The organism is Rhodanobacter sp. MP1X3 (assembly GCF_014207165.1).
GTDB lineage: Bacteria > Pseudomonadota > Gammaproteobacteria > Xanthomonadales > Rhodanobacteraceae > Rhodanobacter.
In genome coordinates this window covers 73436-91593 of the sequence record NZ_JACHCO010000001.1, presented here as the reverse complement: position 1 = coordinate 91593, position 18158 = coordinate 73436, and the positions used below count along the sequence as shown (strand labels likewise).

Annotated in this window: 16 protein-coding genes; 9 read left to right on the top strand and 7 right to left on the bottom strand. The window is 61.6% G+C overall.

The annotated features are described in order from the left end of the window. Window positions 1-14: 14 nt before the first annotated feature. Window positions 15-1049: a LacI family DNA-binding transcriptional regulator gene (locus HDE79_RS00345; protein ID WP_184599949.1), complete on the bottom strand. Its 1035-nt coding sequence runs from the start codon at window positions 1047-1049 to the stop codon at window positions 15-17. Between the two features lie 616 nt (window positions 1050-1665). Here HDE79_RS00345 and HDE79_RS00340 point away from each other — a divergent pair. Together HDE79_RS00340 and rsmG are read left to right on the top strand one after the other, a co-directional pair. Then, window positions 1666-2124 (top strand): SPFH domain-containing protein, encoded by a 459-nt coding sequence (locus HDE79_RS00340; protein WP_184599948.1) that lies wholly within the window; start codon window positions 1666-1668, stop codon window positions 2122-2124. 179 nt (window positions 2125-2303) lie between these two features. Continuing rightward, entirely contained in the window at window positions 2304-2933 is a 630-nt protein-coding gene (rsmG, locus tag HDE79_RS00335) for a 16S rRNA (guanine(527)-N(7))-methyltransferase RsmG (RefSeq protein WP_184599947.1), read from the top strand. 202 nt (window positions 2934-3135) lie between these two features. On the opposite strand, the gene HDE79_RS00330 is transcribed toward rsmG, so the two are convergent. Next, window positions 3136-4491, bottom strand: a complete 1356-nt coding sequence (locus HDE79_RS00330) for a GH1 family beta-glucosidase (protein WP_184599946.1) — start codon at window positions 4489-4491, stop codon at window positions 3136-3138. Window positions 4492-4633: 142 nt separating this feature from the next. Here HDE79_RS00330 and ugpC point away from each other — a divergent pair, with 142 nt between their 5' ends. The 5 genes from ugpC to HDE79_RS00305 all read left to right on the top strand — a co-directional run bounded on the left by ugpC (window position 4634) and on the right by HDE79_RS00305 (window position 10042). Further along, on the top strand, window positions 4634-5725 hold the full coding sequence (ugpC, locus tag HDE79_RS00325) for a sn-glycerol-3-phosphate ABC transporter ATP-binding protein UgpC (RefSeq protein WP_184599945.1): 1092 nt from the start codon (window positions 4634-4636) through the stop codon (window positions 5723-5725). An 89-nt stretch (window positions 5726-5814) separates the two neighbouring features. Continuing rightward, window positions 5815-6678, top strand: a complete 864-nt coding sequence (locus tag HDE79_RS00320; protein WP_184599944.1) for a ParA family protein — start codon at window positions 5815-5817, stop codon at window positions 6676-6678. Between the two features lie 2 nt (window positions 6679-6680). Next, window positions 6681-7550: a ParB/RepB/Spo0J family partition protein gene (locus HDE79_RS00315; protein WP_184599943.1), complete on the top strand. Its 870-nt coding sequence runs from the start codon at window positions 6681-6683 to the stop codon at window positions 7548-7550. A 98-nt stretch (window positions 7551-7648) separates the two neighbouring features. Continuing rightward, window positions 7649-8365 (top strand): glycosyltransferase family 2 protein, encoded by a 717-nt coding sequence (locus HDE79_RS00310; protein WP_184599942.1) that lies wholly within the window; start codon window positions 7649-7651, stop codon window positions 8363-8365. Window positions 8366-8428: 63 nt separating this feature from the next. After that, window positions 8429-10042: a hypothetical protein gene (locus HDE79_RS00305; RefSeq protein ID WP_184599941.1), complete on the top strand. Its 1614-nt coding sequence runs from the start codon at window positions 8429-8431 to the stop codon at window positions 10040-10042. Window positions 10043-10054: 12 nt separating this feature from the next. Here the strand turns inward: HDE79_RS00305 and HDE79_RS00300 are convergent, their stop codons facing one another. Together HDE79_RS00300 and HDE79_RS00295 are read right to left on the bottom strand one after the other, a co-directional pair. Further along, window positions 10055-10999: a patatin-like phospholipase family protein gene (locus HDE79_RS00300; protein ID WP_184599940.1), complete on the bottom strand. Its 945-nt coding sequence runs from the start codon at window positions 10997-10999 to the stop codon at window positions 10055-10057. A 222-nt stretch (window positions 11000-11221) separates the two neighbouring features. Next, on the bottom strand, window positions 11222-12202 hold the full coding sequence (locus HDE79_RS00295; protein ID WP_184599939.1) for a YafY family protein: 981 nt from the start codon (window positions 12200-12202) through the stop codon (window positions 11222-11224). A gap of 207 nt (window positions 12203-12409) precedes the next feature. Between HDE79_RS00295 and HDE79_RS00290 the strand changes: the two genes are divergently transcribed. Next, window positions 12410-13249 carry a DUF481 domain-containing protein gene (locus tag HDE79_RS00290; protein WP_184599938.1) on the top strand — a complete coding sequence of 280 codons (840 nt, stop codon included), beginning with the start codon at window positions 12410-12412 and terminating at the stop codon, window positions 13247-13249. A gap of 96 nt (window positions 13250-13345) precedes the next feature. Here HDE79_RS00290 and hemC read toward each other — a convergent pair whose 3' ends face one another. Beyond that, a complete protein-coding gene (gene hemC / locus HDE79_RS00285) occupies window positions 13346-14263 on the bottom strand; it encodes a hydroxymethylbilane synthase (RefSeq protein ID WP_184599937.1) in 918 nt (305 codons plus the stop codon). 146 nt (window positions 14264-14409) lie between these two features. Between hemC and HDE79_RS00280 the strand changes: the two genes are divergently transcribed. Further along, a complete protein-coding gene (locus HDE79_RS00280; protein WP_184599936.1) occupies window positions 14410-15165 on the top strand; it encodes a Bax inhibitor-1/YccA family protein in 756 nt (251 codons plus the stop codon). A 63-nt stretch (window positions 15166-15228) separates the two neighbouring features. Here the strand turns inward: HDE79_RS00280 and tkt are convergent, their stop codons facing one another. Both tkt and HDE79_RS00270 read right to left on the bottom strand, forming a co-directional pair. After that, complete coding sequence (tkt, locus tag HDE79_RS00275) at window positions 15229-17280, bottom strand: transketolase (RefSeq protein WP_184599935.1); 2052 nt, start codon at window positions 17278-17280, stop codon at window positions 15229-15231. 117 nt (window positions 17281-17397) lie between these two features. Further along, window positions 17398-18096, bottom strand: a complete 699-nt coding sequence (locus HDE79_RS00270) for a VIT family protein (RefSeq protein WP_221439973.1) — start codon at window positions 18094-18096, stop codon at window positions 17398-17400. Window positions 18097-18158: the final 62 nt, after the last annotated feature.

Genomic DNA, 18158 nt, shown 5'->3' with positions numbered 1-18158 from the left:
AATTTTTTGACTTGCTAACTCAGACTTTTCTTGTGGGACGCTGTGACACGGCTGGCACCGCAGGTTTCGCGCACAATGATTTCGCAGCCGAAAGCAGGCCGGACGGCGACTTGGTGATCAGGGTTTTCAAGGATTGTGGCCACGCTCTCGAGCGCGCTGCGCCCAAGATCGACGATGCGTACACGCACTGTGCTGAGCGGTGGCGAGACATAACGCGCTACTGGAATATCATCGAAGCCGGCCAGCGCGATGTCTTGCGGCATGCGCAGGCCAGCTTCGCGGAAGGCATGCATGCAGCCGACCGCCATCATGTCGTTGGCGGCGAATACGGCGCTCGGCCGTTTCTTCTGTGCCAGCAGTTCTTGCCCGGCGCGATAGCCGGCTTCCTCAGTGAAGTCACCGGCAACGACGTTCGGAGCAATTTTTGAAGCGAATTTCGCCATTGCTGCGCGATAGCCTTTTTCACGCTGCTGCGCGTCGAAGTTGTTTTCCGGGCCGGCGATAAACGCAACGTTCTTGTGGCCCACGTCGAGCAGGTGCTTAACCATCGCGCGCGCGCAGGCATAATTGTCGACGTTGATGACGCCGTAGGCCTTGTTTTTCACCGCGCTGTTGATCAGCACGGTGGGCAGGCCTTCGGGCAGGTTGGCGCGCAGAAAGGCATCGTCGACATGTGCCGACATGATCAGCATGCCGTCGACGCGGCCCTGCATTGCGCGCAGCGCGGCAGCGGCATCGTCGGAACTGTCGTGGGAGCTGGAAACCAGCAGATGCAGGCCGCGCGCGCGCGCGGCCAGATCGATGCCTCGAATCAGTTCGGAAAAGAATTCGCCGTATAAGTCGGGCAGCAACGCACCAATGGTATTGGTGCGCCGGGTGATCAGCATGCGGGCTGCCGCATGGGGGATGTAACGCAGGCGGCTGGCCACTTCGCGAATGCGCTGGCCGGTCTCGGCAGTGACGCCGCTGCCGCCATTCAAGGCGCGCGATACCGAGGCCACGGACACATTGGCTTCGCGCGCAACATCTTTGATGGTAATTGTTGCCATGACAAGGTTCTTGAACGCCCGAAATCCCCTAGTGGCGCGAACGTAAACGTTTTCATGGCGGCTTGTAAAGTGTTTGCAAAACCAAGATTTGTTGCGCCGCAGAAGGATTTTCCCTACGCGCCGACGACTTTGCAGGAAAACTGCGGGATAACGCTAAATAGTAGGTTTGATTTGCAAAAACGCCAGTGCGGCTTCGCAGCATTTGCTATTCGCCCTTAACGAACGCAGGAACACCTGATTGGCGTATTTGCGATGCGTGGAGAGGGTATGCAGCGGCGGTGGTTTTATCGTGATTTTCAGAAAGCGTCACATTGGGGGCTTTGGCAGGGTCTATGCACCCGACTGCAAGTCATACGACCGCGCGCACTTTTTCGCTCTCTGCGGGTCTCTTGGCCCGACCTGTTAGGACGCATTAGTCGCTATCCAGGCCAAAGTAGTCACAAAGGTACGGTGGAAGCGACCTGCAATCGAGTAGGTGTTCAATGCGCGAAAGGGGTTGTTAAAAATTCGGTTTTGTCGTTAAATCTAGGTTAATATTTGAACAGTCAATCGACTGTACCCTTAACTTCCTGAAAATAATTAAGAAAAACCAGCCAAGTAGCTGTTTGTGAACATTATGTTGACTTTATTGATCATCTTTGCCGTTTTCCTCGCCGCGCTGTTTGCCAGCGCGATCAAGCGTGTGCCGTCAGGTCAGGTCTACAGTCTTTACCGCCAGGGAAAGCCGGTGCGCCTGCTGCAGCCGGGTGTCCATATGGTGTTGCCGCTGCTGGAGCGGGTTGCCAACAAGATCAATCTTTCCGGTCAGGTGCTGCGCTTCGAAGAGCCGATGGCTGACGCACGCGAGGTTACAGGCACGGTTTACTGGCAGGTGCTGGAGCCGGAGCGCGCCGACGCGGTGTTCGATCACGTCGATCAGCTGATTCGTCGCAGCACCCATGAAGCGCTGTGCGCCGAAGGCGAAGTTGCGTATGCCGATCGCCACCTTTTGGGCACGCACATGAAGCAGTCGTTGAACCAGGCCCTGCGCGAGCGCGGCATGATGGTGACCCGGGTCGAACTGGACGCGGCCTGATCCATCCAACAAGTACCGCATCAGAGGGCGCCCCAGAGCGTCGATGCAACAGGGGATTTGAAACCTGCAAACCCGCTACGGCGGGTTTTCTTTTGCGTGACTCTTTTACATGGCCTTTGGCATTACTGGCGTCGGCCGGGGATACTTGTGGGCTTACGTACAAGCTGACAGGAATCACGATGACCGCGCGCAATGCCTTGCAGGCCCGACTGGAACAGGGCATTGCCGAGTTGAAGCTGATCCTGCCGGCTGAGGCCGTACCGCGGCTGCTGGATTATCAGGCGCTGCTGGAACGCTGGAACGCGACCTACAACCTCACCGCCGTGCGCGATCCGGCCGAGATGATTACCCGCCATCTGCTCGATTCGCTGGCGATCTTGCCGTACGTGCAGGGTGGCACGGTGGCCGATCTGGGTACCGGACCGGGTTTGCCTGGCATCGTGTTGGCTATTGCCGTACCGGGGCGGGAAATCCTGCTGGTCGATTCCAACGGCAAGAAGGTGCGCTTTCTGCGCGAGGCGATCCGCGCGCTGAAGCTCGATGGCGTGCGTGCGGTGCAGTCGCGGGTGGAGGATGTGCAGGGTCAGTTCGACTGCATTACCGCGCGGGCCTTCGCCAGCTTTGCCGACATGCTGGGTTGGGGCGGACACCTGCTGGCGCCCGGCGGCATCTGGCTGGCGATGAAGGGCAAGCAGTCCGAGGACGAGCTATCGGGTGTGCCGACGACCTTTGTCGTGCGCGAAACGCATGTGTTGACGGTACCGGGTCTGGATGCCGAGCGTCGTCTGGTAGTGCTCGGTCACGCTTGAGGGAACCTCTAAAAACCTACTGCGCTCGGTAATTTGCGCGCCGGCGGTGCTCGGAAGCCTCACATACTCCCATGTATGCTCCGGTTCCTGCGCGCCGGCGACGCACAAATTCTCTTCGCGCGCTACGGTTTTTAGAGGTTCCCTTGATAGCTGTGAATCCTGAAAGAACCTGATCGCGCGAGTCGCGATCAGGTCTGCAGACTTACGCCTCGTCCAGCACAGCGCCGTTGCTTTCGATCACCTTGGCATAAAGCTTGGCGGTGGCCTTGGCGGTGCGTTTCTGGGTGGCGAAATCGACGTGGTACAGCCCGAACCGCTTGGAAAAACCCAGCGACCACTCGAGGTTGTCCATCAGCGACCACGCGTAATAGCCCTTGATGTTGACGCCCGCCTCGATCGCCTTGTGTACGGCGCCGAGGTGCTTGCGCAGGTAGTTGGTACGCAGCGGATCGTCCAGCACACCGCCCTCGGCCACCGGCGGATCGTAGAAGGCCGAGCCGTTTTCGGTGATGTAGAGCGGAATGTCGCCATAGCGGTGCTTGAACCAGGTCAGGGTGTCGGTCAGGCCCTGCTCGTACACTTCCCAGCCGGTTTCGGTATAGGTCTTGTTTGGCTGACGTACCGGCACGGCCTTCAGCGGATACGCGTCCGCATCGTGCTTTACCACGGCGCGGGTGTAGTAGTTGATGCCGACGAAATCGACCTTCTGATGGGTCAGTTTGAAATCATCTTCCGGAAAATCCGGCCACGCATCGCCGAAGATTTCCTTCAGCGGCGGCGGATAGCTGCCCAGCAACGCCGGATCGGCGAACTGCTTGTTCATATAGGCATGGGCGCGCTGGGTTGCAGCCAGGTCCTCGGCGCTGTCCGACGCGGGATATTTCGGCTCGATGTTGAACACCACGCCAATCTCGTGCTTGCCGTGCGCGCGATAGGCCTGGATGCCGGCGCCGCTGGCGCGCATCAGATTGTGTGCGGCAATCGGCGCCTCGTACTTGCTGCGATGGCCGGGCGCCAGCGCGCCGTGCAGGTAGCCGCCGTCGGTGACCACCCAAGGCTCGTTGAGCGTAGCCCAGCGCGGTACGCGATCATCGAGCGCCTTGAACATCACTTCGGCGTAGTCGGCAAACCAGTGCGCGATGTCCCGATTGAGCCAGCCGCCGCGATCGTCCAGCGCGGCCGGTAGATCCCAGTGAAACAGCGTCGCGTTGGGCACAATGCCGTTTTCCAGCAGCTCGTCGACCAGCCGCGAATAGAAATCCAGCCCTTTTGCATTGACCCTGCCGGTGCCTTCAGGCAGTACGCGGCCCCAGTTGATGCTGAACCGGTAGCCCTGCAGGCCGAGTGCGCGCATCAGCTGCACGTCGTCCTTGTAGCGGTTGTAGTGATCGCAGGCGATGTCGCCAGTGTCGCCGTTGGACATCATGCCCGGCGTGTGCGCGAAGCGCTGCCAGATGCTGGGGCCGGCGCCATCAGCCAGCGGTGAACCTTCGATCTGGTAGGCCGAGGTAGCGGCCCCCCAATGGAAACCCTCGGGAAAACGAAAACGGCCAGTCATGGAGCTTCCTGCGATAGAGAACGTGTGATGAAGGCTTGATGTAAACGATTACATTGGCAGAATAGCCGAATGCTCCGCCGATGTGCAGACACCTGCATGCGCCGGAAGACGGCCAACGTGGCCCACTTCACAGGAAACGCCCATGGCCACCGTTCGTCTGGATCAGCTGCGCAAGGTCTACCCCGGCGGGCACGTCGGTGTGGCTGGCGCCAGCTTCGACATCGCCGATGGCGAGCTGCTGGTGCTGGTGGGGCCATCTGGCTGCGGCAAGACCACCTTGCTGCGGATGATCGCCGGGCTGGAGTCGATCAGCGGTGGCACGCTCAGTATCGACGGCCGGGTGGTCAACGCCGTGGAGCCGAAGGACCGCGACATTGCGATGGTGTTCCAGAATTACGCGCTCTATCCACACATGACCGTGGCGGAAAACCTGGCCTTCGGTCTGAAACTGCGCGGCCAGTCGAAAACCGAGATCGACCGCCGCGTACGTGAGGCCGCCAAAACGCTGGAGCTGGAACCGCGGCTGGAGTCGCGGCCCGGTGCATTGTCCGGCGGCCAGCGGCAGCGCGTGGCGTTGGGCCGTGCGCTGGTGCGCGATCCGAAGGTGTTTCTGCTCGACGAGCCACTGTCCAATCTCGATGCCAAGTTGCGGTTGACGATGCGGGTGGAGATCGCCCGGCTGCATCGCCAGCTGAAGGCCACCATGATCTATGTCACCCACGATCAGATTGAGGCGATGACCTTGGGTCAGCGCATCGTGGTGCTCGACGGCGGCGTGATCCAGCAGATCGACACGCCGATGAATCTGTACGATCGGCCGGCCAACCTCTTCGTCGCCGGCTTCGTCGGCAGCCCCGGCATGAATCTGTTGCGCGGCACGCTGAAGCTCGGCCAGAGCTGGCGGCTGGCGACCGAACACGGCGAGGTGCTGCTGGGTCGGCCGGCACAAGCTTCTGCCTGGCAGGAGTGGCACGACCGCGAGGTGGTACTGGGCATTCGCCCCGAGGACCTGCTTCCCGTCGAGGCCGGCCAAGCGGCCTTGAGTGCGGCCCTCGAAGTGCTCGAACCGGTCGGCAACGAAATCTTTCTCAACCTGCGCTACGGCGGTCAGGCACTGATCTCGCGGGTGTCGCCACGCGCCCTGCCCGAACCCGGCAGCACGGTACCGCTGGGTCTGGCGGTCGAACGTCTGCACCTGTTCGATCCGCAAACCGGTATGCGGATCGCGGCTTGAGTCGCTCGGGTACTCGTGGCGGTGCCAGCGCACCGGGCGAGTCGACGCATTACACTAGCCCTCTTCACGCGTCCGGTAGCTATCCATCCATGGCCCGCATCATCGCTGTCGCCAACCAGAAGGGTGGCGTCGGCAAGACCACCACTGCCGTCAATCTCGCCGCTGCCTTGGCTGCTGCGAAGCGCCGTGTCCTGTTGGTCGACCTCGACCCGCAGGGCAACGCCACCATGGCGTCCGGCGTGAACAAGCGCGAGGCCAAGCCGAACGCCTGCGAGGTGCTGCTGGAGGAAGCGGAGATCACCGCTGCGATCGTCACGACCGACGGCCACTACGACCTGTTGCCCGGTAACGGCGACCTCACCGCCGCGGAACTCAAACTGATGGACGCGTTGGCGCGCGAGCATCGGCTGAAAGAGATACTGACCAAGGTGTCTTCCAGCTACGACACCATCCTGATCGATTGTCCGCCGTCGCTGAACCTGCTGACGCTAAACGCATTAACCGCCGCCAACGGCGTGCTGATTCCGGTGCAGTGCGAATACTTCGCGCTGGAAGGCCTGTCGAGCCTGCTCGACACGGTCAAGGCCGTGCGTCACCGGCTCAATCCCAAGCTCGAGATCGAAGGCCTGCTGCGCACCATGTACGACGTGCGCAACAACCTGGGCAACGAAGTCTCCGCGCAACTCACGCAGCATTTCGGCGACAAGGTGTTGCGCTCGATCATTCCGCGCAATGTGCGACTGGCCGAGGCGCCGAGTCATGGCCAGCCAATTCATCTGTACGATCGCAGCTCGCGTGGCGCGATCGCCTATATCGGCCTGGCTGGCGAAGTGATCCGGCGCGAGCGCGGCTTGCCGCCGGCCGAAATCGTCGATGTCGAGGCGATCGAACCGCCGGCGCATGGCAACAACGGTCCGACGCTCAAGGCGCCGGCCGCCAATCATCAGGAATAAGCATGGCTGCTGCGAAAAAACGTGGACTGGGACGCGGGCTTGACGCCCTGTTGGGCGGCGATGGCGATGCATCGCCGTCGGTGATCGGGCAGGAAGGTGAGCTGCGCATCCTGCCGATCCAGCAGATCCAGCCTGGCAAGTACCAGCCGCGGCGACACTGGAACGACGAGGCACTGGACGAACTGGCCGCGTCGATCAAGGCGCAGGGCCTGATCCAGCCGGTGGTGGTGCGTGCATTGGGCAAGGACAGCTACGAGCTGATCGCCGGTGAGCGCCGCTGGCGCGCGGCGCAGCGCGCCCAGCTCGGTGAACTGCCGGCACTGGTGAAAATCGTACCCGAGGCCTCGGTGCCGGCCATGGCACTGATCGAGAACATCCAGCGCGAAGACCTCACTCCGCTGGAAGAAGCCGATGCGCTGAAGCGGTTGATCGACGACTTCGCCCTCACCCACCAGCAGGCTGCCGACGCGGTGGGCCGTTCGCGCGCCGCTGTCTCCAACCTGCTGCGCCTCACCGAACTGCCCGCCTCGATCAAGAAACTGCTCGACGAAGGCAAGCTGGAAATGGGGCACGCCCGTTGCCTGCTGACCCTGCCCGAGCATGAGGCGGAGAGTCTGGCGCTGGAAGCGGCGCGCAATCACTGGACCGTGCGTGAGCTGGAAGAAGCCGCGCGCCGTGCCCAGACCGCGCCGAAAGGCAAGGCAAAAGCCGCTCCGCCGCGCGATCCGAATATCAGCGATCTCGAACGCGAGTTGGGCGAGCGTTTTGCCACCCGGGTCGAGCTGGCCCAGGGCCGCGGCGGTCGCGGCAAGCTGGTGATCCACTATCACAGCAACGACGAGCTGGAAGGGATACTCGGCAAGATGCGTTGAGGGCAGGGACTCGCCCCTCATCCCTCGCCCCCAGCTGCCCCACGCACTAGAATGCGCTGCAGCGCCTGCGCGCACTGTTTCCGCAACAAGGCCTTTCCATGCCGCAACTGTCCGTTGTCGTTCCCGTATTCAATGAGCGCGACAACATTCCGCCGCTGCTCGCCGAAATCACTACTGCCCTGCGCGGTCTGATCGAATTCGAGGTGATCTACGTCGATGACGACTCCATCGACGACAGCCGGGCGGTGCTGGCCGCACAGAAGGTGCTTCATCCCGAGCTCCGCGTATTGCATCACGTGGCGCGCAGCGGCCAGAGCACGGCGGTGTGGAACGGTGTGCGTGCGGCCAAATCGCCGTGGATCGCCACGCTCGATGGCGATGGCCAGAACGATCCGGCCGATATTCCCAAGCTGTTGGCCGCACGCGATGCGGCGTCCGCCGATCTGCGCCTGTTCGCCGGTTGGCGCACCACGCGCCGCGACAGTTTCAACAAGCGCATATCCTCCAAGATCGCCAACGCGGTACGTTCGCGCATGCTAAAGGACGCCACGCCGGATACCGGCTGCGGCCTGAAACTGTTCGACCGCGAGGTGTTCCTGCGCCTGCCCTACTTCGACCATATGCATCGTTACCTGCCGGCGCTGGTCAAGCGGGCCGGTTTTGCTTGTCAGAGTGTGCCGGTTGGCCATCGTCCGCGCACTGCCGGTGTATCCAAGTACGGCATGCTTGATCGGCTGTGGGTTGGTCTGGCCGACCTGCGCGGTGTGGCGTGGTTGATGCGCCGTGGCAAGGTCACGCGCATCGAAGAGCTTTGAGGCTGCACTGCATGTAATGGCCACTCGCATGAGAGCGGTCGACGACAACGTCCGGGATAGTTGATGGATTCGATAGCTGCAAAGAAATTTGTCGGCATCAGAGCCCTGGTCGTTTATTTGCTGATCGGCGCGTTCTATGCCCTGCAAAAAGGCCAAGACACGGCTTGGGATCTGAAAAACTACCACCTGTATAACGCGTGGTCGTTCTTGCACGGACATCTCACGATTGATCTGGCGCCCGTGGGGCTGCAGGGGTTTTTCAATCCGCTGTTGGATGTGCCTTATTTTTGGCTGGGTACGGGTCTCTTGCACCACACGCCACGGTTGCTCGCCGCGCTGCAGGGACTCTGGTACGGCGGCTTGCTGTTTGTGCTGTTGCGTATAAGCGTCAGATTTTCCAAGGTTCGCGAGCGAGCGTTCGGCATACCCGATTTACTTGCGGTGATCATCGGTGCAACGGGAACGATGGTGACTTCGCAGACAGGTTCGAGCACCAACGAGCTGCCGCTTGCTTTGCTGATCTTGCTCGGGCTTTACGTATTGTTGCCGTTTTGCGCACGCGACATGCCCACCAGACCGATGCGCCGTGCCGTTGTGGCGGGCTTGTTGTGCGGACTCGCGGCAGGACTGAAACCGACTGCCATTGTCTACACGCCTGCGCTGGGTCTGGCTTTGTGGCTTGCGCTCGGGTTTGGCGCCAAGGCACTGCATTTGAGCGTTGTTTTCGTGTGCGCCGCTGTCGGTGCGTTCTTGCTGGCCTATGGTTGGTGGGGATGGGAGTTGTATCGCCTGACGGGCAATCCTGTTTTCCCGATGTTCAACCAGGTTTTCCATTCACCCTGGTCGCCACCGTCAGCCGGCACTGATCGTCAGTTCATGCCGAAAGACCTGTTCCAGTGGCTGTTCTATCCGTTCTTCTGGATTCAAAAGAATCGTTACCAAGGTGGAAATGCTTTTGCCGATGCTCGCTACGCCGTCGCGATGATTGCGGTGGCAATCGTCGCTGCAATGTCCTGGCGATCACGCGCTCGTGAAGTTGCAGGGTCGCGAGCGGTCCGCTTGGTGTTCGTGTTCCTCGTCACCAGCTACACGCTGTGGTTGCTGTTGTATTCGATCTTGCGCTATGCGGTGCCCATCGAAGTGATGACCGGGCTGATGATTCTTGTAGCGCTGCAGGAACTGTCATCCGGCTGGACGCGTCAAGATGAGGCGCCGCGCTGGATAGTTTGGGCTATGGTGGGCATTGCCACCGTCTTGATGGGTTGCACCCGATACACCGACTGGGGCCATGCGCCCTATGCGGCAGTGGCTTTTGACGTTCGGCCACCCGTGATCGAGCCGGGCAGCATGGTGTTGGTGATTGGACAGCCGAATGCCTACGTGATTCCGTTTTTCCGTAATGCTCAAAATCTTGAGTTCGTCGGTGTCACCTGGTTAACCAGTGAAACAAGTGGCTATCGCCTCGGTTCGCAGACGGAGCAGCGCATTCAGGCGCATCCAGGGTCGATGTATGCGATCACGCGTGACATCAACACCGCCGACCAGTTGCAGCTTCTGCGGCTTTTGCCATCAGCGCATTTCACCGATTGCGAGCCGATTGCCAGCGCGATGGAGCGCACGATGCGTGGCACGGATTTATCGGATGGCTTGCGCCTGTGCAAAGTCATTCGCAGTTGACCATTCCCGGCGCTAACGCGGCTGGTGTGAAACCGGCTTCCAAGTCGAGAAGGCTGTGCGCGCACGTTGCCGGCCCAGTTCGATCAGCTCGCGGGCGCGGTAAAACTCATATGCCGTCGAGGCGTTGCGCGGCATCTGGATCAGCAGATCCGGCGCGTAAGCTGCCAGCCGTAGCCGTGACAGATTGGCCTGCATCAGGTCCATCGACTGGTTGAGCAGCTCGAATGCGCCAGGCTCGCGCGGCTTGGGTTCGCCGTGTGGCATCAGTCGGCTGAAGAACTCACCAATGCGGTGCCGGGTACCTTGCGCCTCGGGTTCGTCCAGCTCCACGGTATCTACCGGCGCGAACTCGGCAGGTCCGTCCACACTCACGGCCATCAGGTAATCGGCGGTTTCGCGAATCAGCGGTGTCACCGGGAGCGGATTCAACAAGGCGCCATCGACAAGCACACGTCCGTTGAGGTGATAGGGGCGAAACACGGTGGGAATCGCGATCGACGCGCGGATCGCATCGAACAACGAGCCGCGCGTGAGCCACACCTCGCGCTCGCGCTCCAGATCGGTAGCCACGGCAGTGAAGGCTAACGGCAGTTCCTCGATGCAGGTGTCGCCGATCAGCTCCAGCAGGGTGCCCATGATCCGCTCGCCCTTGATGAAGCCGCCGCCGGAAAATGTCCAGTCGAGCAGTTTCAGCACGTCGAACTTGGCCAGCGTCGATACCCAGTCGCGATAGACCTCGAGCCTGCCCATCGCATAGATGCCGCCGATCAGTGCGCCCATCGAGCAGCCGGCGATAGCGATGATCTCGAAACCCTGCGCCTCGATCTCCTCGATCGCACCGATATGCGCCAGTCCTTTCGCGCCACCCGCACCGAGTGCCAGTGCCACGGTTGGTCGACGCGGTACCGACAACGCGGCCGGTGTGGCGGTGGGATCGGCAATGTCGGTGTGTTTCATGCGTTGCTTTCGATCTGGGTAGAGAAAGTATTTGCCATCGACGCCACGTTGCCCTGCGGTGATGTGCGGTACCGCACGAAGGGCAGGCGGGTCGGGAATCGGTTGCCACACGCGCTGCTGCCTAGCATGAGCGCACAACAAATTCGCGGCAAGCAAGGCGGCACTGCACGCGCGCCACCCGTGTCAACGCTGCTAATCGAATGGCGGGGCCAATCGCGACGATCAAACGTTCTGTTGATACCCACTCATCGCCAGCTGCAACAGGATTTTCATTTCCTCGCGCAGCGGCAGCGGTGAAACGATCTCGGCATCGGGCCCGTACTTGAGTACGTCCATCAGCAATTCGCGCGAGTTGGAGTAGGGCACCTGCAGCTCGTAGCGGCCGTCGGGCAACCACTCGCCGCGTTGCTGCGAATGCCAGTGCTCGTCGGCGACCCAGCGCGCGGCGTGCTGCGAGAAACGGATGGTGGCCCAGGCTTTGGGCTTGCCCGCAAAAATGCCGTAGCTCGAGGCCAGCAGCTCATTGAGATCGTTCTCGGCCACGTCGATAGCGGCGGCATCCAGTGCCTGCGGTTCAACGATGCGGTCCACCGCAAAACTTCGCAGAGCTTCGCGATCGTGATCCCACACGTCGAGGTACCAGTTGTCGCGATAGTGGGTCAGCCGCTGCGGTGACACCGTGCGCCGGCTGTCGGTATTGGTGGTGCGCGCGCGATAGCGAAAGCGCAGTTGGTGCCGTTTCAGCACGGAACCGGCGACGATGCGAAACACCTGCTGGTTGAGCTTGCGCTCGCCCCATGGAATGACGCGGATGCGCTCGATCGGCAACACTTCGCCACTGTCCCGGTCGGACAGCAAGCCCTCGATGCGAGCCCTGAAAGGTGCCAGCGCACCGGCCAGCACGCCGGCACCGGAGCGACCGATCAGCTCGTTCAGCGCCAGCAGTGCGGCGAGTTCATCGGAAGTCAGCCACAGGCCGGGCAATTCGAAACGTTCGCCCTCGCCGACCTCGTAGCGAAAGGCAGCCTGATCACCGCCGGCACTCTCGACAGGTGCACCGAGCGCGTCGCGTAAAAACGCGACGTCGCGATAAAGCGTGGCGCGCGAGCACTCCAGCTCGTCGAGCAAGGTGGACAGGGGAATCGGGTAATGCGCCGATTTGAGCAATCGGTGCAGAGTGGAGATGCGTTCGTAGCGGTCCATATGCCTGATCGGAGGGTGTCGGGAATGAAAGCGTTTGTAGCATGGTTGTGCCCGCCGCGCGGTCATTGGGCCATGTCTATAATCGGCTGGCAAAGCCGCAGGATTTCGCGGCTTTTTCGCTGCGCCGCAGCACATTGTTCATTGCAAGTTCAAATCGTGCCGTTAAGGTAAGTGATTACTATTCTTTAACAAATGGATCGTCAACTGATGAAAAAGACCCTGATCGCCTGTGTTTTGCTGGCTTCCATGGCAAGTTTCGCCGTGCAGGCCGACGATGCCACTGCTCCTGCCGCCGGTGCTGATGCCAGCAGCAATGCGGCCAACAACGGCGGCTGGAGTGGTTCGGGCGAGTTCGGCTTCGCTTCGGCTACCGGCAATACGCGTTCGCAGAACGTCAACGGCAAGCTCAACCTGAATCAGGAAAACGAGCAGTGGAAGAACAACTTCTACGTCGATACCTTGCGCGCAAAAAGCCAGCAGTCGGTGGTCAATGCGTCCGGCGCCACCGTTGAACAGTTCAATGAAACCGCCAATCGCTACGACGGCGGTGCATCGGTCGGTTACAAGCTCGACCCGCGCAGCTATATCGTGACGGCCGTGCGCTATGAGCATGACGATTTCGGCGCCAACATATGGCAGGGCGTGGTGTCGGTCGGTTATGGCTACATTGCGCTGAAGGACGACGCCAACGAGCTGTCGTTCGAAATCGGTCCGGGTTACAAGCGCTACCGTCCGGCCGTTGAAGATACCCTGGTCGGAGGGGTCGAGGTGCCGCAAGAGGCCAATGGTACGCAGAGCGAGGCAATCGCCCGCGGCCTGATCAACTACAAGCACAAGCTGACCGACAACACCTCGTTCGAAGATACGTTCCTGACGGAAGCAGGCTCGAAGAACACCTACGCGCAGAACGATGCCGGTGTCTCTATCAGCATGACCAAGAAACTGGCGGTGAAGGTCGGCTTCCAGGTGCGTCACAACACCAGCGTGCTGCCCGGTATCCGCAAGAACGATACGCTGACCACGACCAATATCGTCTACAACCTCTGAAGCAGCCGACCGTTGCTGACCCGAGAAAAGTAGATCGAGAAAAATAGATGAGAAAGAGCCCCCGTTGCGCGAGCAACGGGGCTCTTTATGCCGGGCTTACAGCCCGAGCAGTTCGCCAGCACCCTGGGCAATCAAGGCAGCAGCCACCTGCTGCCCCAGCACCACGGCATCGTCGTCAACACGCGTGGCTTCGGCGTGCAGGAGCTGGCCCGTGCTGGCGTCACCGACCATGCCACGCAGGTGCAGGCCGCGTTCGCCCAGCACGCACCAGGCGGCGACAGGTACGGTGCAGCTACCGCCCAGCGCCTGATTCATTGCCCGTTCGGCGGTGACGGTCAGACGCGTGTCGGTGTCATTCAGGGCAGCCAGCAACACCAGCGTGTTGGGATTATCCGAGCACGCCTCGATCGCAATGGCCGCCTGGCCCGGCGCGGGCAGCCAGGCCGGTGGCGTCAGCCGTGTGCGGATACGCGCGGCAAAGCCCAGCCGCTCCAGTCCTGCGCAGGCCAGCACGATGGCGTCGTAACCACCGGCGTCCAATTTGCCCAGTCGCGTGCCGACATTGCCGCGCAGATCGAGCAGCTCCAGATCAGGCCGCACCGCGCGCAGCAGCGCCTGCCGTCGCAGTGAAGACGTGCCGACTCGTGCACCCTGCGGGAGGGCGGCCAGATTGGCGTAGTGGTTGCTGACGAAGGCATCGGCAGCATCGGCGCGCGGCAGGATCGCCGGCAGGGTAAAGCCGGGTTCAAGCGTAACGGGCACGTCTTTCAGCGAATGGACGGCCAGATCGGCACGCCCTTCCATCATGGCGACTTCCAGTTCCTTGAGAAACAATCCCTTCCCGCCGATTTCCGCCAACGATCGATCCAGGATTTCATCGCCCCGCGTCGACATTGGCACCATGTCCACCGACAGTCCCGGATGCGCCACGCGCAAGGCGGCCGCCACATGCTCGGCCTGCCACAAAGCCAGCGGGCTCTTGCGGGTGGCGATACGCAGGATGGAAGGGTTCATTGGAACTCCGCGACGTTCAGCAGGGTCGTATTGTCGCGTAGTTTCCAACACTCGCGTGCGCGGCAGGGCGTCTGGGCTGAAGGCGTCGCTGCTGTCACGCCAGGAGCCAGCCATATACGATGGCGGCGAACCCATCGGAGTACTTCATGCAAAGCGGCAACCCGGCAATCAACAAGAACACCTTCCTCGACGCGGCCAGCGGTATGGTTGTGTCGCGCGATGGCGAGGCCATGACGCTCAACGGTACGGTCAACAAGACCGGTCTGTTGCTGATCCTGGTCTTGATCGGCGCGATGTTCAGCTGGAGTCATTTCACCGGGCCGGGCAGTGTTCCGGCGATGCTGCCGTTGGCGCTTGGCGGTGCCGTCGGCGGTCTGGTGCTTGGGCTGGTCACCTCATTCAAGAAAACCTGGGCACCGATCACCGCACCGCTGTACGCGCTGGCGGAAGGCGTTTTCATTGGCGCGTTGTCGGCAATTTTCGAAATGCGTTATCCAGGCATCGTGGTGCAGGCGGTCGGGCTTACCTTCGGCACCATGGCGGCATTGCTGCTGGCGTATCGCAGCGGGTTGATTCGCGCCACCGAAAAATTCAAGCTCGGCATCGTTGCGGCCACCGGCGGCGTGATGCTGCTTTATCTGGCCAACTTTGCAATGGGCTTCTTTGGCCACTCGATTGGTTTCATCAACGGTCACAGCACGATCGGCATCGTGTTCAGCGGTGTGGTCGTGGTGATCGCTGCGCTCAACCTGATTCTCGATTTCGACATGATCGAAACTGGCGTCAACGGTGGTGCGCCGAAATACATGGAGTGGTACGGCGCGTTCGCGCTGGTGGTTACCCTGGTCTGGTTGTATCTGGAACTGCTGCGGCTGCTGTCGAAGATCCAGTCTCGGAACTGAGACTTTGACAAGTAGTGCCACGGGTTCAAGCTTGAACCCGTGGCACGAACGTCGTCTTGAAAGTTACGCCTTCAGCAGGGCCTTCGCGCGCTTGACCACGTTGTCGACCGTGAAACCGTATTCGGGCAGCAGCACGCCGGCCGGCGCGGAGGCGCCGTAGCGATCGATGCCCAGCACGTCACCGTGCGGGCCGACGTAACGGTCCCAGCCCATCGGTACGCCCATTTCCACCGCCAGCTTCGCAGCGACATCTGGCGGCAGCACCTCATCGCGATAACTTTGCGGCTGGGCTTCGAACAGATCCCAGCTTGGCATCGATACGCAGCGTACCGCCACGCCTTCGGCCTGCAGCTTTTCAGCGGCACCAACGATCAGATCGACCTCCGAACCAGTGGCGATCAGGATAAGCGTCGGCTTGCCATCTTTGGCATCGCTGAGCACGTACGCGCCCTTGCGCAGCCCTTCGGCGCTGGCAAATTTCGTACGATCGAGGATCGGCAGGTTCTGCCGGGTCAGCGCCAGCAATACCGGCCGCTGGCGTGTTTCGACAGCCACCTTCCAGGCCACCGCGGTTTCGTTGGCATCGGCCGGCCGGATCACCGTGGTATCGGGAATCGCACGCAGGCTGGCCAGTTGTTCGATTGGCTGATGGGTCGGGCCGTCTTCGCCGACGGCGATGCTGTCGTGGGTGAAGACGTGCACCACGTGCAGTCCTGACAGCGCCGCGAGGCGGATCGTCGGTCGCATGTAATCGGAGAAGATCAGGAAGGTCGAGCCGTACGGAATGAAGCCGCCGTGCGCGGCCAGTCCGTTGACCACCGCGCCCATTGCATGTTCGCGCACGCCGAAATGCACATTGCGGCCTGCATGGCTCCAGCCGGCGCTATCCGAACCCTGGGTGTCCTGACCCGCTTTGGCGGCGAGATTGAAGTCGCCGAACCCTTTGAGATTGGTGTAAGTGGAGGAATCCAGATCCGCCGAACCACCGACCAGCGCCGGCAGCTTTTCCGCAAACGCGTTCATCACCTTGCCACCGGCGACGCGCGTGGCGATACCTTTGGCATCCGCGGGGAACACCGGGATATCCGCATCCCAGCCCGCGGGAAGCTTGCCCTGCAGACGATCGTTCAGTTCCTTCGCCAGCTCCGGGAAGGCCTTCGTGTAGACGTCCAGACGTTCCTTCCACTCTGTCTCTTCCTTCGCGCCACGATCCAGCGCTTCGCGGAAATGCTTCAGTGCCGGCTCGGGAATCAGAAAGTCCGGCTCGACCGGCCAGCCCAGCTTTTCTTTGGTCTTCTTCACGTCTTCGACGCCGAGCGGCGAGCCGTGTGCCTTGAACGAGCCCTGCTCGGGTGAGCCGAAGCCGATCTGCGTGCGCACCAGGATCAAGGAAGGCCGCGCGGTATCCGCACGGGCTTTGTCGATGGCGGCGTTGATCGCAGCGATATCATTGCCGTCAGCCACCGTGATGGTCTGCCAGCCATAGGCTTCGAAGCGTTTGGCGCGATCTTCGGTAAAGGCGATCTCGGTGCCGGCGGCCAGGCTGACGTAGTTGTCGTCGTACAGACAGATCAGTTTGCCCAGCTGGAGATGTCCAGCCAGCGAGGCGGCTTCGGAGGCAACGCCTTCCATCAGATCACCGTCGCCGACGATCGCCCAGGTGTGGTGATCGATCACGGTATGGCCATCGCGGTTATAGCGCGCGGCCAGATGCGCTTCGCCGATCGCCATGCCCACCGCGTTGGCGATGCCCTGGCCCAGCGGCCCGGTCGTGACCTCCACGCCCGCGGTGTGGCCGCGCTCGGGATGGCCCGGTGCCTTGCTGCCCCATTGGCGAAACTGTTTGATGTCGTCCAGCGAAAGGGCGTAGCCGGTCATGTGCAGCAGGCTGTAGAGCAGCGCCGAGCCGTGGCCGGCCGACAACACGAAACGGTCGCGGTTGGCCCACTCGGGATTGCTCGGATGATGCTTGAGATGGTGCGTCCACAGCGCGTACGCCATGGGTGCGGCGCCGAGTGGCAGGCCAGGATGGCCGCTATTGGCTTTCTGCACCATGTCGACCGAGAGAAAACGGAGCGTATCGATGCATTGTTGATCGAGCGAAGAAACCGTCATGGGATGTCCTTGGGAGGGTGCGGAGATGAGGCAGGCTCAGAGCATGAAGCTACGCGGGTAAAACTGCCGTCAAGTTTTGTGTGGTGTCAGCCGGAAGTGCATGCCGTGTTCGTCGGACTAACCGGCGTTTCCAATCAGCGTACCCACGCCGGCGGTAACGGCCATGGCCGGCGCGCTCCAGAAACCGATGCGCAATGCACCGGTGAGCATGCTGGCGCCACCAACGCGCGCCGCCGTGGCGCCAAGTAGCACGAGGAAAACCAGCGCCCCAAGAAAAACACCGGGAATCAGAACAGCGGGCGGCGATATCGCAACGACCAGGATCGGCAGTGCGGCCCCTACCGAAAAACTGAGCGCGGATGCCAGTGCGGCCTGCAGTGGTCGAGCGCGCAAGGCTTCGGTAATGCCCAGCTCGTCGCGTGCGTGCGCTTCCAGCGCATCGTGGGCCATCAATTGCGCGGCGACTTGCGTGGCCAGCGCCGGGTCAAGGCCACGGCTGACATAGATGGCGGCCAGCTCCTTGTGTTCGCCATCGCTGTCGGTATGCAGTTCGTGCCGCTCTTTCGCGAGTTCGGCATTTTCGGTATCGGCCTGCGAATGCACGGATACGTATTCGCCAGCGGCCATCGACATCGCGCCGGCCACCAGCCCGGCCGTGCCGGTGACGAGAATGCTGGCGTGACTGGCATGCGCCGCCGCCACACCAAGGATCAGGCTCGCGGTGGAGACGATGCCGTCGTTCGCACCCAATACCGCCGCGCGCAGCCAGCTGATGCGTGCAGTGACATGACGTTCGGCGTGTTTGCGTGAGCGCAAGCAGTGATCCTTCGGAAGCTTATCGGGTCGGACAAATCGCCGACGGGTTCGAGCCACTGGCG

Coding starts and splice junctions, on each gene's coding strand:
- HDE79_RS00300 (WP_184599940.1), bottom strand. CDS start 10,999: ATGAAACACACCGACATTGCCGATCCCACCGCCACACCGGCCGCGTTG.
- HDE79_RS00310 (WP_184599942.1), top strand. CDS start 7,649: ATGCCGCAACTGTCCGTTGTCGTTCCCGTATTCAATGAGCGCGACAAC.
- ugpC (WP_184599945.1), top strand. CDS start 4,634: ATGGCCACCGTTCGTCTGGATCAGCTGCGCAAGGTCTACCCCGGCGGG.
- HDE79_RS00280 (WP_184599936.1), top strand. CDS start 14,410: ATGCAAAGCGGCAACCCGGCAATCAACAAGAACACCTTCCTCGACGCG.
- hemC (WP_184599937.1), bottom strand. CDS start 14,263: ATGAACCCTTCCATCCTGCGTATCGCCACCCGCAAGAGCCCGCTGGCT.
- rsmG (WP_184599947.1), top strand. CDS start 2,304: ATGACCGCGCGCAATGCCTTGCAGGCCCGACTGGAACAGGGCATTGCC.
- HDE79_RS00305 (WP_184599941.1), top strand. CDS start 8,429: ATGGATTCGATAGCTGCAAAGAAATTTGTCGGCATCAGAGCCCTGGTC.
- tkt (WP_184599935.1), bottom strand. CDS start 17,280: ATGACGGTTTCTTCGCTCGATCAACAATGCATCGATACGCTCCGTTTT.
- HDE79_RS00315 (WP_184599943.1), top strand. CDS start 6,681: ATGGCTGCTGCGAAAAAACGTGGACTGGGACGCGGGCTTGACGCCCTG.
- HDE79_RS00345 (WP_184599949.1), bottom strand. CDS start 1,049: ATGGCAACAATTACCATCAAAGATGTTGCGCGCGAAGCCAATGTGTCC.
- HDE79_RS00320 (WP_184599944.1), top strand. CDS start 5,815: ATGGCCCGCATCATCGCTGTCGCCAACCAGAAGGGTGGCGTCGGCAAG.
- HDE79_RS00340 (WP_184599948.1), top strand. CDS start 1,666: ATGTTGACTTTATTGATCATCTTTGCCGTTTTCCTCGCCGCGCTGTTT.
- HDE79_RS00295 (WP_184599939.1), bottom strand. CDS start 12,202: ATGGACCGCTACGAACGCATCTCCACTCTGCACCGATTGCTCAAATCG.
- HDE79_RS00290 (WP_184599938.1), top strand. CDS start 12,410: ATGAAAAAGACCCTGATCGCCTGTGTTTTGCTGGCTTCCATGGCAAGT.
- HDE79_RS00330 (WP_184599946.1), bottom strand. CDS start 4,491: ATGACTGGCCGTTTTCGTTTTCCCGAGGGTTTCCATTGGGGGGCCGCT.